This is a genomic window from Spirosoma profusum (genome assembly GCF_014699005.1).
Taxonomy (GTDB): domain Bacteria; phylum Bacteroidota; class Bacteroidia; order Cytophagales; family Spirosomataceae; genus Spirosoma; species Spirosoma profusum.
Window position 1 is genome coordinate 19,266 of record NZ_JACWZY010000029.1, and the last position, 19,974, is coordinate 39,239.

At 48.2% G+C, this 19,974-nt stretch carries 15 protein-coding genes; 11 read left to right on the forward strand and 4 right to left on the reverse strand.

Going from position 1 to position 19,974, the window contains the following annotated elements; translation table 11 throughout:
* Positions 1–31 precede the first annotated feature (31 nt).
* A complete protein-coding gene (locus IC229_RS26390; RefSeq protein ID WP_190890588.1) occupies positions 32–505 on the reverse strand; it encodes a CHRD domain-containing protein in 474 nt (157 codons plus the stop codon).
* Between the two features lie 297 nt (positions 506–802).
* On the opposite strand from IC229_RS26390, the gene IC229_RS26395 reads away from it, so the two are divergent.
* Positions 803–3,085, forward strand: coding sequence for an aconitate hydratase (locus IC229_RS26395; protein ID WP_190890589.1), 2,283 nt, complete (start codon positions 803–805; stop codon positions 3,083–3,085).
* A 102-nt stretch (positions 3,086–3,187) separates the two neighbouring features.
* Here the strand turns inward: IC229_RS26395 and IC229_RS26400 are convergent, their stop codons facing one another.
* A complete protein-coding gene (locus tag IC229_RS26400; protein ID WP_190890591.1) occupies positions 3,188–3,502 on the reverse strand; it encodes a hypothetical protein in 315 nt (104 codons plus the stop codon).
* A gap of 825 nt (positions 3,503–4,327) precedes the next feature.
* Between IC229_RS26400 and IC229_RS26405 the strand changes: the two genes are divergently transcribed.
* On the forward strand, positions 4,328–5,410 hold the full coding sequence (locus IC229_RS26405) for an alpha-hydroxy acid oxidase (RefSeq protein ID WP_190890593.1): 1,083 nt from the start codon (positions 4,328–4,330) through the stop codon (positions 5,408–5,410).
* 53 nt (positions 5,411–5,463) lie between these two features.
* On the opposite strand, the gene IC229_RS26410 is transcribed toward IC229_RS26405, so the two are convergent.
* Positions 5,464–5,994 (reverse strand): GNAT family N-acetyltransferase, encoded by a 531-nt coding sequence (locus IC229_RS26410; RefSeq protein WP_190890595.1) that lies wholly within the window; start codon positions 5,992–5,994, stop codon positions 5,464–5,466.
* A 184-nt stretch (positions 5,995–6,178) separates the two neighbouring features.
* Here IC229_RS26410 and IC229_RS26415 point away from each other — a divergent pair, with 184 nt between their 5' ends.
* From IC229_RS26415 to IC229_RS26430, 4 genes are all read left to right on the forward strand, one after another.
* A complete protein-coding gene (locus tag IC229_RS26415) occupies positions 6,179–6,532 on the forward strand; it encodes a hypothetical protein (protein ID WP_190890596.1) in 354 nt (117 codons plus the stop codon).
* A 162-nt stretch (positions 6,533–6,694) separates the two neighbouring features.
* Positions 6,695–7,834, forward strand: coding sequence for an efflux RND transporter periplasmic adaptor subunit (locus IC229_RS26420; protein WP_190890598.1), 1,140 nt, complete (start codon positions 6,695–6,697; stop codon positions 7,832–7,834).
* A 102-nt stretch (positions 7,835–7,936) separates the two neighbouring features.
* Positions 7,937–11,128: an efflux RND transporter permease subunit gene (locus IC229_RS26425; RefSeq protein WP_190890600.1), complete on the forward strand. Its 3,192-nt coding sequence runs from the start codon at positions 7,937–7,939 to the stop codon at positions 11,126–11,128.
* Positions 11,103–12,557: a TolC family protein gene (locus IC229_RS26430; RefSeq protein WP_190890602.1), complete on the forward strand. Its 1,455-nt coding sequence runs from the start codon at positions 11,103–11,105 to the stop codon at positions 12,555–12,557. Before IC229_RS26425 ends, IC229_RS26430 begins: the two co-directional genes overlap by 26 nt.
* Positions 12,558–12,617: 60 nt before the next feature.
* Here the strand turns inward: IC229_RS26430 and IC229_RS26435 are convergent, their stop codons facing one another.
* Complete coding sequence (locus tag IC229_RS26435) at positions 12,618–14,120, reverse strand: helix-turn-helix domain-containing protein (protein ID WP_190890603.1); 1,503 nt, start codon at positions 14,118–14,120, stop codon at positions 12,618–12,620.
* Between the two features lie 456 nt (positions 14,121–14,576).
* Between IC229_RS26435 and IC229_RS26440 the strand changes: the two genes are divergently transcribed.
* From IC229_RS26440 to IC229_RS26460, 5 genes are all read left to right on the forward strand, one after another.
* Positions 14,577–15,113 (forward strand): T9SS type A sorting domain-containing protein, encoded by a 537-nt coding sequence (locus tag IC229_RS26440; RefSeq protein ID WP_190890605.1) that lies wholly within the window; start codon positions 14,577–14,579, stop codon positions 15,111–15,113.
* 167 nt (positions 15,114–15,280) lie between these two features.
* Positions 15,281–17,530, forward strand: a complete 2,250-nt coding sequence (locus IC229_RS26445) for an ATP-binding protein (protein WP_190890606.1) — start codon at positions 15,281–15,283, stop codon at positions 17,528–17,530.
* A gap of 114 nt (positions 17,531–17,644) precedes the next feature.
* Positions 17,645–18,070: a response regulator gene (locus IC229_RS26450; RefSeq protein ID WP_190890608.1), complete on the forward strand. Its 426-nt coding sequence runs from the start codon at positions 17,645–17,647 to the stop codon at positions 18,068–18,070.
* A complete protein-coding gene (locus IC229_RS26455; RefSeq protein WP_190890609.1) occupies positions 18,067–18,639 on the forward strand; it encodes a biliverdin-producing heme oxygenase in 573 nt (190 codons plus the stop codon). The genes IC229_RS26450 and IC229_RS26455 overlap by 4 nt, the downstream gene beginning before the upstream one ends.
* Positions 18,621–19,877 (forward strand): exo-beta-N-acetylmuramidase NamZ family protein, encoded by a 1,257-nt coding sequence (locus IC229_RS26460; protein ID WP_190890611.1) that lies wholly within the window; start codon positions 18,621–18,623, stop codon positions 19,875–19,877. The genes IC229_RS26455 and IC229_RS26460 overlap by 19 nt, the downstream gene beginning before the upstream one ends.
* Positions 19,878–19,974 lie beyond the last annotated feature (97 nt).

The following is a 19,974-nucleotide window of genomic DNA, read 5'->3' on the forward strand; positions in this document are numbered from 1 at the left end:
ACATCATATATCCTACATCATACATCACCCCTTATTGCTTTTTAATATCTCCACGAATTTCTCCGGCTGGATAAATCGTAGTGTGCAGATTGGCGTAATAGAAGCCATTTTTCATACTATCGACCCGAGCTTGGTTCAGTAGCTGAAATGTCCCAATTATGGGTGATGTCAGGCTTGTAAATGGGATTTCAACGCCACCCGTCAATGCAGTTGAATTGGTAACACGGTGCAGGTGCCCAGCGGTTAGTGACGACGTAAATGGTCCGGTATACGTAACGGTATAACTTAACGTACGGGTCGATTCATCGATTACACCCGCGAACGTACCGGTTGCCGTTGACGTAGTTGCAGTAGGTTTCTCGCTGGCCCCGTTTAAGGTAGCCGTCAGCCTGGTTGTGGTGGGCGTTGGCGTCGTTGTCGTTGGATTATCTTCCTTACATGCGAAAAATGTCATTCCAAACGCCAGCACTGCGGCAACGGATAATAGTGAATTTCTTGTGTTCATGAGAGTTAGTAGATTAAAATAGCTCTTGTAATCGTAGTAATAACGGGGAAAAGTGCTATTCGGTTTTCGACTACAAGATAGATTGATTCTATATTTTGTACCAGTAACTACTCATAATCAGAGCAAACGGGCTTAATTAGCCGCTTTTTAAGCTGGTTTTATCTACGTAAAACGGTAATATTTCCAAAACGAATCAGAATCTTCTAATTTTGGCACACTAACCGGAATCCATTTTTAAAATTCGTTGGTTGTCTATATAGTACGATACCTTTTAGTAACACGTTATCCTCCTTTGCTATGGCTTTTGATTTAGACATGATTCAGCGTGTGTACGCCAACCTTGGCGAACGCGTCGAAGCAGCCCGGCAGGCAGTGGGCAAACCGCTGACTCTGTCGGAGAAGATTTTATACAGTCACCTCTTTGCCGGATCCGGTTCGGCGTCCCGACCGACTCAGGCATTTGAACGGGGAAAAGCCTACGTGGACTTCGCGCCCGACCGCGTAGCCATGCAGGACGCAACTGCTCAGATGGCGCTCCTACAATTTATGCAGGCGGGTCGCCCTAAAGTGGCTGTTCCATCCACGGTTCACTGTGATCACCTGATTCAGGCCGAAGTGGGTGCCGAGCAGGATTTGGATATCGCTAAAAGCAAAAACAAAGAGGTTTATGATTTTCTGTCGTCCATCTCCAACAAATACGGGATTGGATTCTGGAAGCCCGGCGCAGGTATCATTCACCAGGTTGTGATTGAAAACTACGCCTTCCCCGGCGGTATGATGATCGGTACCGATTCGCATACGCCAAACGCGGGTGGCCTGGGCATGATCGCCATTGGCGTGGGTGGTGCCGATGCCTGCGACGTTATGGCCGGCCTTGCCTGGGAATTGAAGATGCCAAAACTCATTGGCGTAAAACTTACTGGCAAACTAAGCGGCTGGGCCTCTGCTAAAGACGTAATACTACGTGTAGCGGGTATTCTGACCGTAAAAGGCGGTACTGGCTGCATCGTTGAATATTTTGGTGAAGGAGCCGAAAGTCTGTCGGCAACGGGTAAAGGAACCATCTGCAACATGGGTGCTGAAATCGGTGCTACTACGTCGATTTTTGCTTACGACGAGAAGATGGCCAATTACCTGAAAGCCACCAGCCGTGCCGACATCGCTGAAGCCGCTGATGCTGTGAAGGAACACCTTCGTTCGGATGACGAAGTGTATGCTGACCCAGCTTCGTATTACGACCAGCTTATCGAAATCGACCTCAATGAATTGGAGCCGCACATCAATGGCCCGTTCACCCCGGATCTGGCGTGGCCGCTGTCGAACTTTGCCAAAGCAGTTAAAGAAAATAACTGGCCCGAAAAGCTGGAAGTTGGTCTGATTGGTTCGTGCACGAACTCCAGTTACGAAGACATGACCCGTTCGGCTTCGGTGGCGGCTCAGGCAACAGCTAAGCATCTGAAAGCTAAGGCTGAGTTTACCGTAACACCCGGTTCTGAACTGGTACGTTACACAGCGGAGCGCGATGGGCTGCTTGATACGTTCGAAGAAATCGGTGGGGTTGTGCTGGCCAATGCCTGCGGTCCCTGCATCGGTCAGTGGGCGCGTCATATGGACGATCCTACGCGCAAAAACTCAATCATTACGTCGTTCAACCGGAACTTCGCTAAACGTAACGACGGTAACGCCAGTACGCACGCGTTTGTGGCTTCCCCTGAAATCGTTACGGCCTTAGCCATTGCGGGAGACTTGACGTTCAATCCAATGACTGATACGTTGACCAACGAAAATGGCGAACAGGTGAAACTCGATGAACCACAAGGTATTGAGCAACCCCTAAAAGGTTACGCTGTTGATGATGCAGGCTATCAGGCTCCAGCCGCAGATGGTTCGGGTGTTCAGGTTATCGTGAGCCCAACTTCTGATCGTTTGCAACTGTTAGCTCCGTTCCCGGCTTGGGAAGGTACCGATATTAAAGGCTTGAAGCTTCTGATCAAAGCAAAAGGCAAGTGTACGACCGACCATATTTCAATGGCGGGTCCCTGGTTGAAATACCGTGGGCACCTCGACAATATTTCGAATAACATGTTGATTGGCGCTGTGAATTTCTACAACGAGAAAACCAACACAGTGAAAAATCAACTGACCGGTGAATACGGCGAGGTACCGGCAGTGCAGCGTGCTTATAAGGCCGCCGGTATCGGTTCGATTGTTGTGGGCGACGAAAACTACGGCGAAGGTTCATCCCGCGAACACGCGGCTATGGAACCTCGCTTCCTGGGTGTTCGGGCTATTCTGGTACGTTCCTTTGCCCGGATTCACGAAACGAACCTGAAAAAGCAGGGAATGCTGGCTCTTACGTTCGTTAATCCGGCAGATTACGACAAAATTCAGGAAGACGATGTAATCGACATCAATGGTCTAACTGAATTTGCTCCAGGTAAACCTCTCGAAATCGTGCTTCACCACGCGGATGGCAGCGAAGACAAATTCCCGGTGAATCACACCTATAACGAAGGACAGATTGAGTGGTTTAAAGCAGGTGCCGCGCTGAACATCATTCGGATGAAGCAAGACGCGTAAGCTTTTTACTACGTATCATTATTCGACTCGGCCAACTGTTATTCTGACAGTTGGCCGAATTTTTTATACCGATCTATGACGCACTTCCCCAAAACTAGCTCTTTACTTCTTTCTAAAGTCGGTGACTTCAAGTCGAGGAAGATAGATATCGCTGCTTCCACAACTGCCTCTAATGATTCCGCTCACATAAATCGTATCATTTTCTGCTATTTTTCCTTGCAGGAAGGCAGGGTTACAATACGTCGGATCAAGTTGCTTCGATAGTATATGCAGGGATTCATTTCCATATACGGCTAATTCATCCTTCAGAATAAAGTTCGATGGGCCTTGGCAATTGCACCCCGTTTGGAAGGTTTCGGCTTTTTTACAGGCAACCGCAATGTAGAGGATAAGTAGGGTACTAAAGAAAGATTTCATGTCATTTCTCACTTAAAGTAGATGCCATAAAGACCTTTAAATTGATCGATGAGTTGGAAAATAATCGACTTCTAAAATAAATAGTTTAGTCCAAGCTGACCCTGATACTGGCCTCGATCAAAGTGAAAGGAAGCATCCGTTTTGCCGACTTTTTCCTGCCAATTCAGAATTAAATCGATTTTAGAGGAATTACTTTTTGCGCCTGGCTAGAGATACTCAGCAAGTAAAATAACGTGAATTATGGATGAGTGAACGTATTGCTGACGCTATGGGCTTCGACAGGCTCAGCCTGACAGGCTACTTAACTTTGTCGACTCAAGCTGACTTGTCAGGCTGAGCCTGTCGAAGCCCATAGCGTCAGCAACATATTGTTAATCAGCCTATTTACTTTATCCTTAACTCACGTTAAAATAGTAAGATTGTTCTCATGGCACAATCTATTTCCGTACCAACGTATTACCCCTTTGGTCGATGCATTAAATTTATTGTATGGCGTTATTAGACACATCAGGTGGAATCGCTCATTTTTTAACTGCGGAATTGGGGACGTAGTAAAGGATTATAAATAAACGCTTTGGTTCATGCAGGTGAATCCATACGCTACCAGATTCTATTATGAAAAATGCTAAGTCACTTTTTATACCTACAATTGAGTTAAGGGTTGCTATTTTTCTTGTATTCCTATCTCTCTGAGCAACAAATTAAATAAAGGATAAGCTGCTAACCGCTCAGCTTACGGAAAACGATACAATTGAAGTTTTAAACTAATATGATAGTCTGGAAACGATAAAATAATAGCCAATCCAGACAGCCGATAGTGATACTATGCAGCAGGAATTCTTACCACAAATGTCATCAGCGACAGCGTTCATTGATTTGTCAGGCCTCGTCAATCTCTTCGACTTTGAGACCAAAGCTGCACAGGCCATGTCAAACCTGGCCTACGAATACGTAGTAAGTGGCGCAGCTGATGAACTTACGCTACGTTGGAACCGGCAGGCACTTGACAACCTCAAACTCAACCAAACGGTTCTGACAGACGTAACAAAACCCGATACCCGCGTTACGTTGTTTGGGCATGAGCTTCTCTATCCCATTCTGATTGCCCCAACCGCCTATCATGGAATTATGCATCCTGAGGCCGAACTAGCTACGGCACGTGGAGCGAGTGCGGCATCGGCTACCTACGTAGTGAGTTCGTTTACGACTACACCGCTAGAGAAAATTGCAGACACAGCAACACAGCCGCTCTGGTTTCAGCTTTACGTACGCGACGACCGGGAGTTCACCAAAGACCTTGTGCAAAAAGCGCAGGCTCTGGGGTTTCAGGCACTTTGCGTAACGGTCGATACGCCCGTGGGTGGAGTGCGCAACCGCGAACAACGTATCAACTTCGGCTTACCCGCCGACGTAGTGGCCCCCTATATGCTGGCCCCCGGCCCGCAAAAAAATCCGCTGACCTGGAAGGATATTGAGTGGCTTCAATCGCTTGTCGACATTCCGGTTCTGGTGAAAGGGATTATGAACCCGAACGATGCTGAACTAGCGATTCAGGCTGGCGTTTCTGGGGTTATTGTCTCCAATCACGGCGGTCGAAATCTCGATACTGTTCCTGCTACAATTGAGGTGCTTCCTTACATCGCCGAACGTATCAATGGTCGTGTTCCGGTGTTGATGGATGGTGGCATCCGACGAGGCACCGACGTAGTGAAAGCCATTGCATTGGGAGCTAAAGCAGTGCTGATTGGCAAACCCATCTGCTACGGTCTGGCCTGTGCGGGGGCGCCGGGTGTCGCCAGGGTGCTGACTATCCTTCGCGAAGAGCTGGAACTGGCTATGATACTGCTGGGTAAAGCCTCAGTACCAGCTATCGACAGGTCTGTGCTTTGGGAAAAACCAGATAACTAGAGTGTTCCTCTGTCTGAAAAAATCGACGTATCAGGCAATTAATAGTGTTACGTTCAAACGTAAAATCGCTCGTAAACTTTCTCCCTGATGAGCTTACTCAACTGCTGATACGTTGCTTCACTCTCAATGGCTGGTATCGATAGTAAACGCATTGGTACTTCGCTCATTCCCAGCTGATAAGGCGGCTGTCTGTAGTCGTACGGATTCAGATAAAACCCTTGCCGCTCATAAAACCGAACCCGTCGCTGGCGTAGTTCATCGTCAGGTCGCTCAACTTCCAGCAGGCAATAGCGGAAATTCAGCCGAATCAACGCTAGCATAGCCTGCTGACCGTACTGCTTCCCTCGCTGGTTGGGCGCCATGGCAAGATGTTCGACAAAAACAATGTCGTCCCACTGCCAATAAATTATAAAACCAACAAGTTCATCGGCAGAAAGGAGTGCACACAGGTGCATATCTGTCTGCTGTAAAAGATTCTGTAAATCATCCGGTTCGCGTCGTTCGTCGATAGGAAATGCATCTGCATACCAGATTTTTATGCTTTCCAGATAAAGATGAGGTTTTGTGATTCTGAAAAAAGTCATAAAATTTTTCTTAATTTTAACCAAAATTTAATCCTTCTTAGATGAAATTATCTTTATCTAAGTATTATAACTATCTGATTGGGAATTAGTTGCGCCTATATCAGTTCTGGATTACATTTGGTCTGTGAACGACATGAACGTACGGCAATACAAATTTTGGGTTCTTCGACTGATATGCATCCTGATGGCATTGAATACCATCAATTTAGGCATGACAGTCCGGGATACGTCCGCACTTTTCAACCGATCATGTACGTATCACAAAGATTTATCTATTAACAAAATCGAAAGTATTAGCGAGTTAATCCTTGAAGACTGGCTTGGTTTCTCCGATGCCATTCCCGAACAGGATAGCCCCGATGAGGATTCTGAACTCACTGAACTTGAAGCTGATTACGATTGCTTTCACCTATTCTTATTTGATCTGTTGCTATCTACCGTTCAGTTTCTGACAACGAGCAACATTCTGTTTCGGCCGGAGTCTTTTTTAGTATACGTACCAGAAATTAACGCTCCGCCCCCTCAACCTATAGCCTGAACGTAACGAGCAACCGTTACGTCATCTTAGCTAAGTTCACCCGGCTACTTATGCTGTATATCAGCTTTTTAGCCAACTAAAAATAAAATTTATTTACTGAAATATCTTCACTAAAATCTAAACGGTTTTTAGTGAGGCATACCTACATACTACTCTATAGCTATGAAAACCAGGTACATACTCCCCACCCTCTTCTTCGGCGCGTTACTCGTGGGCTGTTCGGGCACCGAAACGAAAACCGAGGAGACCGAAAAACTAAAACTGCCTGTCGTGAAGCTGAGCCGGAAATCGACGACTCTTCAACGCGAATACGTAACCACCATGGAAGCCGTACGCAACGTCGAAATTCGCGCTCGTGTATCTGGTTTTCTGGATAAAATTTATGTCGATGAAGGCCAGCCAGTTCATAAAGGGCAATTATTATTTACACTGAATCCGGCCGAATATCGGGTCAATCTGGACAAAGCTCAGGCGGCACTACGTAGCGCAATTGCAGGCGCCAAAACCGCTGAGGTTGAAGTAGATCGGGTGAAATTACTGGTCGATAAAAAAATTATTTCACCCTCTGAATTAGATCTGGCGAAAGCGAAACTGGATGCCGCCCGCGCCCTGATCCAGGAAGCGGAATCGGCTCAGTCGACGGCTTCTCTGCGGCTGGCCCACGCGAGTATACGTGCACCCTTCGACGGAATCATCAACCGGATTCCATATAAAATCGGCAGCCTCATCGAAGAAGGCGCTCTGCTGACCGAGGTTTCGGACCTGCACGAAGTATTCGCTTATTTCGACGTATCGGAGAAAGAATACCTGGGTTTTCTGAAACGCCATCCCGAATTAGTGGGGAAGGGCGGTCAGGAAGTGGAAATGATGCTGGCCGATGAAACGACATATCCGCACAAAGGACGTATCGAAACGATGGAAAGCGTGTTTGAAGAGTCCGGCACAATTGCGTTTCGGGCGCGTTTTCCGAATCCGCAGAAGGTGCTGAAGCACGGTTCATCGGGTAAAGTTCGGCTACCGAATATCGTTAGCGATGCACTGCTGGTTCCACAAAAAGCTGTATTTGAAGTACAGGACAAAAACTACGTTTACGTGGTCGATAAGGCCAATAAGGTAAAATCGCGGAGTTTCGTCCCGCAGGCCCGCGTGGGTCTGAATTACATTGTGCGGTCAGGTCTGGAACCCGGCGACCGGGTGGTATATGAAGGCATTCAGAACGTTCGCGATGGGGACGAAATCATCCCGGAAGCCATTACGATCGGCGATAGCCTGTCAACCCAGAATACACTTGCTCAACAATAAAAGAGCGAAAGAATGAAACAGCGAAAGCATTCAGCGGAATAGCTTGCGTCAGCCTTTCGCTGTTTCATTCTTTCGCTCTTTAGACTTTGAATCGCTTTTCTCATGTTCGATTTATTTATAAAACGTCCGCTGCTTTCAGCGGTTATTTCGGTATTAATTACGTTGCTGGGTGTGCTGGCACTTATGGGGTTACCTGTAACGCAGTTTCCCGACATTGTTCCACCTTCCGTAACGGTAACGGCCAAATACACCGGTGCTAATGCCGAAGTGGCCACCAAAGCTGTAGCCATGCCGCTGGAGCGGGCTATCAACGGGGTACCGGGCATGGTATACATGAACTCCGTGTCGGGAAACGACGGCAGTACGTTGATCCAGGTCTTTTTCAACGTAGGAACCGACCCCGACCTGGCCGCGATGGGTGTGCAGAACCGCGTAACGACGGTGCTGGATGAATTACCCGAAGAGGTTATCAAAGCGGGCGTATCGACCGAAAAAGAGGTAAACAGTATGCTGCTTTACCTCAATATTTTCAGCGACGATCCCAGTGTCGACGAGAAATTCATTTACAACTTCGCCGATATCAATGTATTAGCCGAATTGAAACGTATCGACGGCGTTGGTTTTGTCGACATCATGGGGTCGCGGGAATATTCGATGCGGGTCTGGCTCAAACCCGACCGTATGACTTCTTACGGCATTTCGCCCGATGAAATTATTGCGTCTATCCGCAAACAGAACGTAGAGGCCGCTCCCGGAAAAGCCGGTGAAAGTGCCGACCGTACACCCCAAATGCTGCAATATGTACTACGTTATAGCGGCAAATTTTTCGATCCAAAACAATACGAAAACCTGGTGCTACGTGCTGAACCTGAGGGGGCAATTCTTCGCTTGAAGGACGTAGCAGACATTGAATTCGGCTCGCTTGATTACGACGTATTGTCGAAAACCGACGGTCGTCCCTCGGCTTCGATCATGCTCAAACAGCGGCCCGGCTCCAATGCCCGCGACGTCATCAACAACGTAAAAGCCCGGATGGCAGAGTTGAAGAAAACCAATTTCCCGCCCGGTATGACGTATAACTTCGCTTATGACGTATCGCGGTTTCTGGATGCGTCGATTCACGAAGTGATACGTACTCTGATCGAAGCTTTTGTGCTGGTATTCCTGGTGGTCTTTCTGTTCTTACAGGATTGGCGATCAACGCTGATTTGTGCGCTGGCGGTGCCGGTTGCGCTGGTAGGTGCCTTTGCGTTCATGAGCACAATTGGTTTCTCGATTAACCTGCTCACCTTGTTTGCACTCGTTCTCGCCATCGGTATTGTGGTCGATAACGCCATTGTGGTCGTCGAAGCCGTTCACGCGAAAATGACCGAAGAACATCTGGCGCCCAGAGCTGCTACGTTTGCCGCCATGAAGGAAATCAGTGGAGCGCTTATCGCCATTACGTTGGTGATGTCGGCGGTGTTTGTGCCGGTCGCTTTCATGACGGGTCCGGTCGGAATTTTCTATCGGCAATTTTCGCTGACGCTGGCCGTTGCCATTGTCATTTCGGGTATCAATGCCGTTACGCTCACGCCCGCTTTATGTGCGCTGCTGCTACGTCCGACGCACGGTCATCAGTCTACTGGATTATTGGGCCGGTTCTTTGCCAGCTTCAACCGGGGCTTTGAAGCGCTGACGGGTCGGTATCAGAAGGTACTGAAACGGGTTTTGAGCCGCGGCATCGTTACAGTTGCTATGCTGGCCCTGTTTATTGCAGGGACCTGGGGCGTTAGTACGATTCTGCCGAGTGGTTTCATTCCGACTGAAGATCAGGGCATGATTTACGTGAGCGTCACTACGCCCGTTGGTGCTACGTTAAAGCGGACAGAGGACGTACTGGATAAAATTCAGCAGATAGCGTCGAAGATGGAGGCCGTCGATAACGTATCGATGCTGGCGGGTTATAGCCTGATGACCGATGGTGTAGGCGCGTCGTACGGTATGGGTATGATTAACCTCAAAGACTGGAGCGAACGTAGCCAGACGCTTGACGATATTATTAAAGAGCTACAGGAAAAAACCCAGTCGGTGCAGGATGCCAGCGTTCAGTTTTTCCCGCCACCTACCGTACCAGGCTTCGGAAACGCCAGTGGTTTTGAACTCCGTCTACTCGACCGAACTGGTTCCGGCGATCTTCAGAAAACCAAAAAAGTAGCGGATGATTTCATCGCTGCCTTAAAAAAACGGCCTGAAATCGGCGACGTATTTACCAGCTTCGACCCTAGTTTTCCACAATATTTACTCCAGGTCGATCAGGATAAAGCCGCACAGAAAGGGGTGTCTATTGACAACGCCATGAGTACGCTGCAAACGCTGATGGGCAGTTATTATGCCTCAAATTTTATCCGTTTCGGGCAGATGTACAAAGTGATGGTACAGGCATCGCCCGAATACCGCGCCAAGCCGGAGGACGTACTGAACCTGCGCGTGAAGAACGAAGCGGGCGAGATGGTCCCCTACTCCAACTTTGTGAGTTTGAAACGTGTGTACGGTCCGGAGCAGATTACGCGGTATAACATGTATTTCTCGGCCCTTATGAACGGCGAGCAGGCACCCGGTTACAGCAGTGGCGATGCGCTACGTACTGTGCAGGAAGTGGCCGACAAAACGTTGCCCAAGGGCTACTCATTTGCCTGGTCGGGTATGTCGCGCGAGGAAGTCCTGTCGGGCGATCAGGCTATTTTTATCTTTTTGATTTGCCTGGTTTTCGTCTATCTGCTTCTGGTTGCGCAGTACGAAAGTTTATTCTTGCCACTTGCCGTATTGATGTCGCTGCCTGCTGGCATTTTCGGCTCCTTTTTATGCCTGCAACTAGCTGGTCTTCAGAACAATATATATGCTCAGGTATCGCTGGTTATGCTCATCGGTTTGCTGGGTAAAAACGCTATCCTGATTGTTGAATTTGCCAATCAGCGTCAGCAGGAAGGTGTACCCATTCTGAAAGCCGCCATCGAAGGAGCGGTTACGCGCTTACGCCCTATTCTCATGACCTCACTGGCGTTTATTGCAGGTTTGATTCCGCTCTGTATCGCATCGGGGGCTGGCGCTTTGGGCAACCGTTCCATCGGTACAGCGGCCGCCGGGGGCATGCTCATCGGAACGATCTTTGGGCTGGTGTTGGTACCAGGGCTCTACGTTCTGTTTGCTAAACTCGCTCAAAAATTTGGTCCCAAACAACCGTCCGACGACGACTCTTCAGACTCAGTATCTACCAAAACGAATGCAAATGGTGCCGTTCTTCAGGAATCTTAATACATTTTCTTTACTAGTTAGTGCTTGTCTGGTAGGTACGTTCAGCAGTTGCCGGATTCACCATACACCCGCTCCAGTACCCACAATTTCGGTTCCGCAATCTTATATCGGACGTACTGATTCGACCAATGTTGGCGAATTGCCGCATCAGACGTTGTTTACCGATCCTAATCTGGTAGCGCTCATCGACACAGCGCTGGCACGTAATCTGGATTTAAAAATTGCGTTGCAACGTATCGATGTGGCCCGAGCTAATTACACGATCACCCAGGGAGCTTTGGCGCCACGTATCGATGCTGTAGCCACGGCCAGCGTCGACCGGTACGGCCGGTATACGCTTAACGGTGTGGGTAATTTTGATACGAACCTGTCGGGCAACGTATCAGGCACCAGCCTGATACCCAATCCAACACCCGATTATTTTCTGGGACTACGTTCATCCTGGGAAATCGACATCTGGGGCAAACTCCGCAATCGTCGTCGGGCGGCCTACACACGCATTTTAGCCTCTCAGGAGGGCAGGAATCTGATCGCAACTGCCCTCACGTCCGACGTAGCACGGCTCTATTACTCGCTCCTGGCTCTTGACGCTGAACTGGAAATTATTGGTGAAAACGTTGAATTGCAGCAGAAAGCCGTTGAGTTAGTGGAAGTTCAGAAAGCAGCTGGCCGGGTTACGGAGTTAGCGGTTCAGCAGTTTAAAGCCCAACTGCTAAACACGCGCGGACTGGAAGGCCGTGTACAACAGGACATTGTAGACACGGAAAACCAGCTCAACACTCTGCTGGGGCGTTATCCTCAGCCCATTCCTCGCGGTGCCTCCATCGAGAAGCAGTCGTTACCAACGGCCATTTCAGCCGGTTTGCCTACTCAGTTGGTACGTCGTCGGCCCGATGTTCGACAGGCAGAACGCGAGCTGGAAGCCGCCCATATCGACGTAGCGGTGGCCCAAGCTGAATTTCTACCTTCGTTAAACCTGACTCCCTACCTGGGTTTCAATGCCTTCCGGCCCGAAGTGCTAGTGAATCCGCAGTCGCTGGCTTTGGGAATACTGGGTGGTCTGGGCGCTCCCGTGTTCAATCGACGAGCTTTAAAAGGCAATCTGGCCATCACGAATGCCCAGAGCAGAGAGGCCTATTACGCTTACCAACGGGCTATTGTGGTCGGTGTTTCGGAAGTGGTGACCAGTTTGAAAGGATTGGATAACTACCGCAACGTAGCGAATCTGCAACGACAGGAAGTCGGCGTGTTACGTCAGGCCACCACTACGTCGAATGAGTTATTTGCCAACGGTTACGCTACGTATCTGGAAGTCATTACCGCCCAACGGAACGTATTGGAAGCGGAACTATCCCTCATTACCACCAAACGGTCACAATTTCTGGCGCTGGTTGGCCTTTATCGTGCGTTGGGCGGAGGAACGAAGTGATGTATGTAATGTATGATGTATGGATAACGGAACTGTAGCTGATTCCATACATCATACATCCTATTTCAGCTTCTCCATCGCCTTCCGCGTGGCTTCAAACTGACGTTTTGTCTGTAGTACGGAAGGGGCCGCAACGCGTTCGCGACAGTCGAAAATACCGCAGCGTTCACAGGTTTGGTTCACAATCCGAAAGGGTATATCGGGCAAATTTTTTATGTCTTTCGGCTCAACCAGAAATGCCATCTTTCGTCGTAACGTATCGTTTACGGCAAAACACATCGACACGCTCATATTCTGCTGAAACTGAGGCTGAAACGGATGCGCCACCGAGATTATCAGGTACTGCTGCCCAGAATCGGCATATTCGGAGAGCTGCGCCCGACTGAGTGTGCCATCGAAAGCCTTATGCTGCTGCAAAAACTGAAGTTCCTGCAAAATGGTCCAGGCTATCCACCGCCGACAAAAATGCTCATCTACAATACTACGTGGGCCCTGTTTCCGGGACAGGTGCATCTCTTTAGTAAGCTGAAACGTAGTCTGACCGGGCGTATGGTTGAAGCGGTAAAAAAACAACTGATCAATCCCAAAGTCGCTGGGCAGTACGTTACTAAGCCGGTAGAAAAATCGTTCAGGAGTGGCGTTGAAGTGGGTAATCAGGTCCAGAAAAGCATCATTACTCCACGTATCACGGGCAAATAAATCGCGCAATTTTTCAACAAGTGCTTCCCGACGAATTAGAATCGCTCCCGCAAAATACGACGCTTTGTAGTTATTCAGGATTTGTTCAAACGACTCCGCTTCGACCCAGGAGTACGTATAAGGACGATTTTTCAGATTCAGGAATTGAAAGCCGACTTCGCGCGCCAGGATAAACAAACGCTGTTCTGCAGACAGTCCCGCGTTTAAATGCAAGGTATGCTGTTCCGGGCGAAAAACTGAACGTAGCGCAATCAATTCCGGCTGAGAAATTGGATCAAACTGTTGAATACGAATCTCGTAACGTGTCTTAAGTAAGTTCGTGAGTAGGGCTTCATCGACGGCCTGCTCACCTCGAGGAGCGAATTCATTCAGAAAATAACCCGCGTCGGCTTCTATCTCCGGAAAATGGTTGTCGTGCATTTCCTGATACGAACGTAACATGGTCAGATACAGACGCTCTACGCTCATGTTATAGCTCAGTGCAATATCCATAAACGTACGTATCATGGCGCTGACTTTGGCCGGTGCTTCGGCCAGTAATTCGAGCAGATCGGAAGGGTCAATACCAAATAGTTCAAGCGGAATTTCGGTCAGAAATTTCGAACGTAACAGGTCAGAAATAGGCTCCAGTTTCTTGCTCAGCTTCAGCGATACCAGCGAATCATAATCGACCTGCATAGCGTCGGCCAGTGCCGAAATTTTGTCAGCTTTGGGGTATTTGCGTCCTTTTTCAATTTCTGTTACATACGAAATTGACAAGCCCGACTGCTGGGCCAGCTCACTAACAGACAGTCCTTTATCCAGTCGAAGCTGACGTAATTTCAGTCCAAACAGTAAGCGAATATGATCAGCAGGGAGGTTCAAGAAGTTAACGCGTAGAGGGTCAGAAAATTAACTATGAGAGTCCGAAACAGGATTCAGTTGCCTGTTACGATCGGGTAAAAATACAAAACTACATTGAATTGAAAACGTTATCGTTTTTGCATCCGGGAAAGGAATTTTTCAGCGATTCGCGTTACACAGTCAACTTTTAACGTAACAAATGGTGAAAAAATAACTTTTTACGTAATAACCCGGTTAGTAGTACGTCTGGAGTGTACTAACTTGCACAAAAGCGAATCGTAGAGTAGTAGAAACGCTGGAGTTACAGCTACTTTTTTAAAGAAATGGACGTGTAAACACTGTTTTTGTACCGATTAATCAGAATTTATCGCATAAAAACGACCGTTTACACATTTGAGTATTTTTGTAATCAAATTAAATTATATATTGCAGTCAGTTAATCGTTTTTCGACACGAACCATAATTGCCTATACACCGATGAAACAACTATCTCTAGCTATTGCATTGTTGGCATCAGCAACCGCTTTCGGCCAGGCTCCAACTATCCTTACCAAAAACGTAGAGGCTAACCAACAGGAAACTGAACATGCTGCTACCTATCTGTCAGCGCGCAACCAGATCTTCGAACGGGCATCTGCCATCTACACAGCTGGCGGATCTGTTACGTTACAACCCGGCTTCTCAGCGAAGGCAGGTTCTGTATTCACAGCCAGCATTGCTGTCAAGCCTGTTTTGGGCGATGAGGCAGCCGGTCAACTTTCGTTGATCGCTTACCCTAACCCGTTCCGTGCGCAAACTCGTGTTGAGTATTCACTGCCAAAAGCTACCCAGGTTAAGGGCGTGCTGACAAACCTGCAAGGACAGGTTGTTACGATGCCTTCAGACGCCAAATGGCAGGAAAGCGGTCGTCACCAGGTTGATCTGTCAGGCGATGAGCTGCCAGCTGGTACGTACATCTACCAGATTCAGGCAGGCACCGAGCAAAAAACCATCCGTCTGATCAAGCAACCGTAAGCTTTAGTTGCTTTAATACAGCCGATTTCAAACCCTTGCCAAGTAACAGCACTTGGCAAGGGTTTTCATTTTATAGCCATCCTACCCGATAACTTTTGTCGGGAACAATTATATTGCATATCTATTACACAGACCCACTCCAGCATACACGAAATTCTCTGTTTTAAATGCCTAAACTCAGCGTCGACATTACCAATTGTGACCAGGAGCCCATTCATATTCTAGGTCATATTCAATCCCATGGTTACCTGGTTGCTATTTTACCCGATACCTACACCATCGTTCATGCGAGTGCCAATCTCGCTCATCTCATCGGGCAACCGGTTCAGGGTATTCTCGGCAAATCGGTTGATACGTTACTGCACAAAACAGATTTACCGGCGGCTACGCTCATTGAGCTTTTGAACGTAGGGCATCGGAATAACTCCTGGGATACACTTAGTCCCTATCGGCTGCAGATCGACGGAAAACCCTGGAATCTGATTTGTCATGAATATAATGGGCTGATTCTGCTCGAATGGGAACCTGTCGATTCGGCACCTCGGGAAGCTGTCAATCAGCGCCTGATCACCGAAGCCCTCACCGAAGTTCAATCCAGCCGGCAACTCTCCGATTTATTTCAGAATACGGCCCGTCGAGTAAAAGATATTATCGGGTTCGACCGCGTAATGGTTTACAGATTTAGTGCTGATTGGCATGGCCATGTAATCGCCGAAGCGAAAGCAGACCATCTGGAGCCTTTTTTGGGGCTACATTATCCAGCCTCCGACATACCCCGGCAAGCCCGCGAACTTTATAAAAAAAATCTGGTTCGCCTGATTGCCGGCGTCGATAGCACGCCCTCACCCATTTTATCTCAATCCGGCTGGCCCGATGACAAACCCCTCGACCTCAGCCATGCGGGGTTGCGGGCTGTTTCGCCCATTCATATCGAGTACCTGAAAAATATGGGCGTTCAGGCTTCCATGAGTATTTCGCTGCTTTATCGGGGTGAGTTATGGGGGTTGATTTCATGCCACCACGATACTCCGCGTTTTGTCGATTACGCTGCCCGACAAACTGCAAAATTTGTTAGTCAACTTTTGTCGGCCGCCCTGGAATTTCGGCGTGATAGCGAAGACCAGACGCTACGTCAGCAAAGTCTCGAAAAAGGGCAAGCCCTTCAGGAACAACTGCTGGCCGATGAGGACGTAGCGCGGGCACTAACCCGGCATTCGACTACGGCTCTTGACGTTACGTCAGGAACAGGAGCTGTACTGGTTTTCAACAACCATCAGTATCGGCTTGGCAACGTACCGGACGAAGCTGCCGTAACCCAGCTCGTCGAATGGCTTAACAAGGCCTCCATCGACACTTTTCTGGAAACCAGTCAATTATCAAGTCTGTATGCACCAGCCGAATCGTTCAGTGCGGTTGGATCCGGTATGCTGGCCATTGTGTTGTCGAAGGAATTGAATGAATACCTGCTTTGGTTTAAACCCGAACAGATTCAGCAGGTTACGTGGGCCGGCCAACCGGAGAAAGCCGTGACCGTTACTGACGATGACCAGATACGGATAAGTCCACGTAAAAGTTTTGCGGCCTGGACACAACTTGTCCGGCATACATCTGACAGCTGGACCGAAACCGACGTAGCAGCCGCCGTAAAACTTCGTGAAGATATCTTACAGGTGGTTACTCGCCAGGCCAACCAGGTGCGTCTGTTGAATCAAAAACTTCAGGCGGCCTACGAAGAACTGGATGCATTCAGCTATACGGTGTCGCATGATTTACGGACGCCACTTTCGTCGATTCGTTGTTATTCTGAAATTTTGCTCGAAGAATACGGTCAGGAGTTTAATCCGGATGCGCTCGCGCTGTTTCAGAAAATCATGGATTCGACCGACAGAATGCGGGCACTCATCCGCCACATTCTGTTCTATTCGCGCATGGGCCGAAACGAAGTTAGTACCGAGCCTATCGACATGAAAAAATTGCTGGAGGAGATTCGGGAAGAAATCCTGGTGACGGAGCAAGGCCGTTCGCTAACGATCGACCTGGGCGAGACGCCTTCGCTGGAAGCCGACCCGACGATGGCTCTTCAATTGTTCAGTAATCTGGTATCGAATGCGGCTAAGTACACGCGCAATAATCCCGACGCCCGAATTCAGGTTAGTGGAAAACGTACTGAGCAGGATATAATTTATTCGGTAAGCGATAATGGCATTGGGTTTGATATGAAAGAAGCAGGACGTATGTTCGAGTTGTTCAAACGACTGGAAAATGCCCGTCCTTTTAAAGGTTCTGGCGTTGGCCTGGCCATTGTGAAACGTATCATCAATCGGCATCAGGGCAAAATCTGGTACCTGAGCGAGCCAAACCGGGGCGCTACTTTTTTTGTTTCATTCCCAACGACGACTGATGTTGCTGGGAATTAAAAAAATATATTTCAAGCTATAGTAAGATTACCTCTTGTTACGTTCAAATCGTACGATAAGCGGTTTTCATCCAATTACGCAAGTCAGTATTTTTGAATTGATTTATCTATCCCTATGGTTGATATACTTTATGTAGAAGATAATCCGGATGATGCGGATATCTTCAGTCGCCTGGTTACCAAATTTGAACAGTCGCCTACCTATACCATTCTGGAAAGTGGCTCTGAAGCCATTGACTATCTAACTGGTAAAGACGGTCAACAACGTAGAACACTTCCCAAGCTTTTGTTGCTCGACCTCAATCTGGTAGGTTTAAGTGGCTTCGACGTAGTGAAACGACTACGTGCGGCCGACCATACACGCTGGTTACCCATTGTTTCGTACAGTACATCGGATAATCCCAACGACATTCGGGAAGCTTATGCAGCCGGCATCAACGCCTACGTTGTAAAACCAGGGAACTATCAGGCAACCCGCGAACTGCTTCAGCATTTGTGCCGATTTTGGCTGGAAAACAATACGCTGTTAAACTTCCAATGACCTCATTGCCGGAACGGCTCAAGTCCGAAACACGTCCTTTACACGAACAAACAGAGCAGTTGCTCTATTCTGAATCGCTACGTAGCGGTACGTTGTCGGCCAGTCAGTATCAGCACTTGCTACGTACTCATTTAGCGTATCATCAGGCTTTGGAAACAGCCATCGACCAACATCCTGATTTCTTTGAGCAATATCGTCCCGACAGCCGTCGAAAAACGCCCTGGTTACTGGCCGACATCGGTACTACGTTAACCGATACTACGTTACCAGCTAACGAGTTTACCAACTGGTCGCCGTTTGCATTACTAGGTGCAGCTTACGTTGGCGAAGGGTCGATGCTTGGCGGAAAAACGGTCTGGCATTTGCTTCAGCAGAGTTCGGCGCTGGCTTCTTTATTACCAACGGCTCGTTTTTACAAGGGTTATGGCGCCGATACGGGTCAGCAATGGCGCGATTTCGGGGCTTTTCTGACGCAGCAAGGCGCCGATAAGCCCGATGAAGTAGTTGAAGGGGCTCGTCAGGCTTTTCTTACGTACCAAAACCTATTTAGATGGACTGCCGGAAAATAAGCTTATTCGTCTTCGTTACGTTCGTTTCGTTAACCAGTTTCACGATCTCTCCCATCGACTCGTTACGTTCCACGGGTGTCAGTAACGATACCGGACGTACCAAACGAGCAGCTTCACTGTTAACAGGCGCCGACCAGACTGACCAGTACGTGCCGTATCTGAAAGGCAAACGTGTGGCGATGGTTGTGAATCCAACGTCCATCATTGGCAACAAATCCAGCGTCGATAGTCTGCTTCAACTTGGAATTAAGATAGTGAGGATTTTCGGACCGGAACACGGTTTCAGAGGAAACGCCAGCAATGGGATGAAAGTTGATGACAGCGTTGACCCGAAAACAGGGATACCCATTATTTCACTGTATGGCAAAAATCGCAAACCTTCCGCCGAGCTACTTGCTGATGTCGACGTATTGATTTATGATATTCAGGACGTAGGGGCTCGCTTTTACACGTACATCAATACGTTGAGTCATGTGATGGAGTCCTGCGCCGAAAACAATAAAGAACTGCTGATTCTGGACCGGCCTAATCCTAACGGCTACGTTGTGGATGGGCCAATTCTGGAAGATCATCTCAAGTCGGGAATTGGTATGTTCCGTATTCCAATAACGCACGGACTCACTATTGCCGAATTCGCTCAGATGCTCAACGGCGAAGGATGGCTCCCAAATGGGCAAAAATGCAAACTTCGCATCGTGAAAGTTGCTAATTATACGCACGATACGCCTTATACGCTTCCAGTAGCCCCGTCGCCCAATCTGAACACGGCTCAATCCATACTACTCTATCCGAGCATTTGTTTATTCGAGGGCACTATTGTTAGCCAGGGACGTGGAACATACATTCCGTTTACCGTGCTCGGCGCCCCAGCGTTAAAAGGCAAATACGCCTTTTCGTTTCGTCCGATCAGTATCAAAGGGATGAAAGAAGCCCCTCTCCATCAGGACACAGACTGCTATGGACTCGACTTGCGAAACTATGACACCAGCCAACTTCGCAGAAGTAAGCAATTGAATTTAAGCTGGTTAACTGAGTTATATAAAGCTTATCCGGATAAGGAACGCTTTTTTGATGCCAGTCAGAGTAAAGAAATTGGCAATTTTAACAAGCTGGTCGGAAATGAGCTGCTGAAACAGCAAATTATCGATGGTACATCCGAAGCCGAAATCCGCAAAAGCTGGGAGCCAGGTTTGTCGAACTATAAAAAAATGCGCCAAAAGTATCTGATCTATCCGTAGATAGTCGTCAGTCGATAGTCATTAGTTAACTAGAATTGTATTTTTTGTCATCCTGACGAAGGAAGGATCTTAACGTTTCCTTATTAGGGTGTTAGGA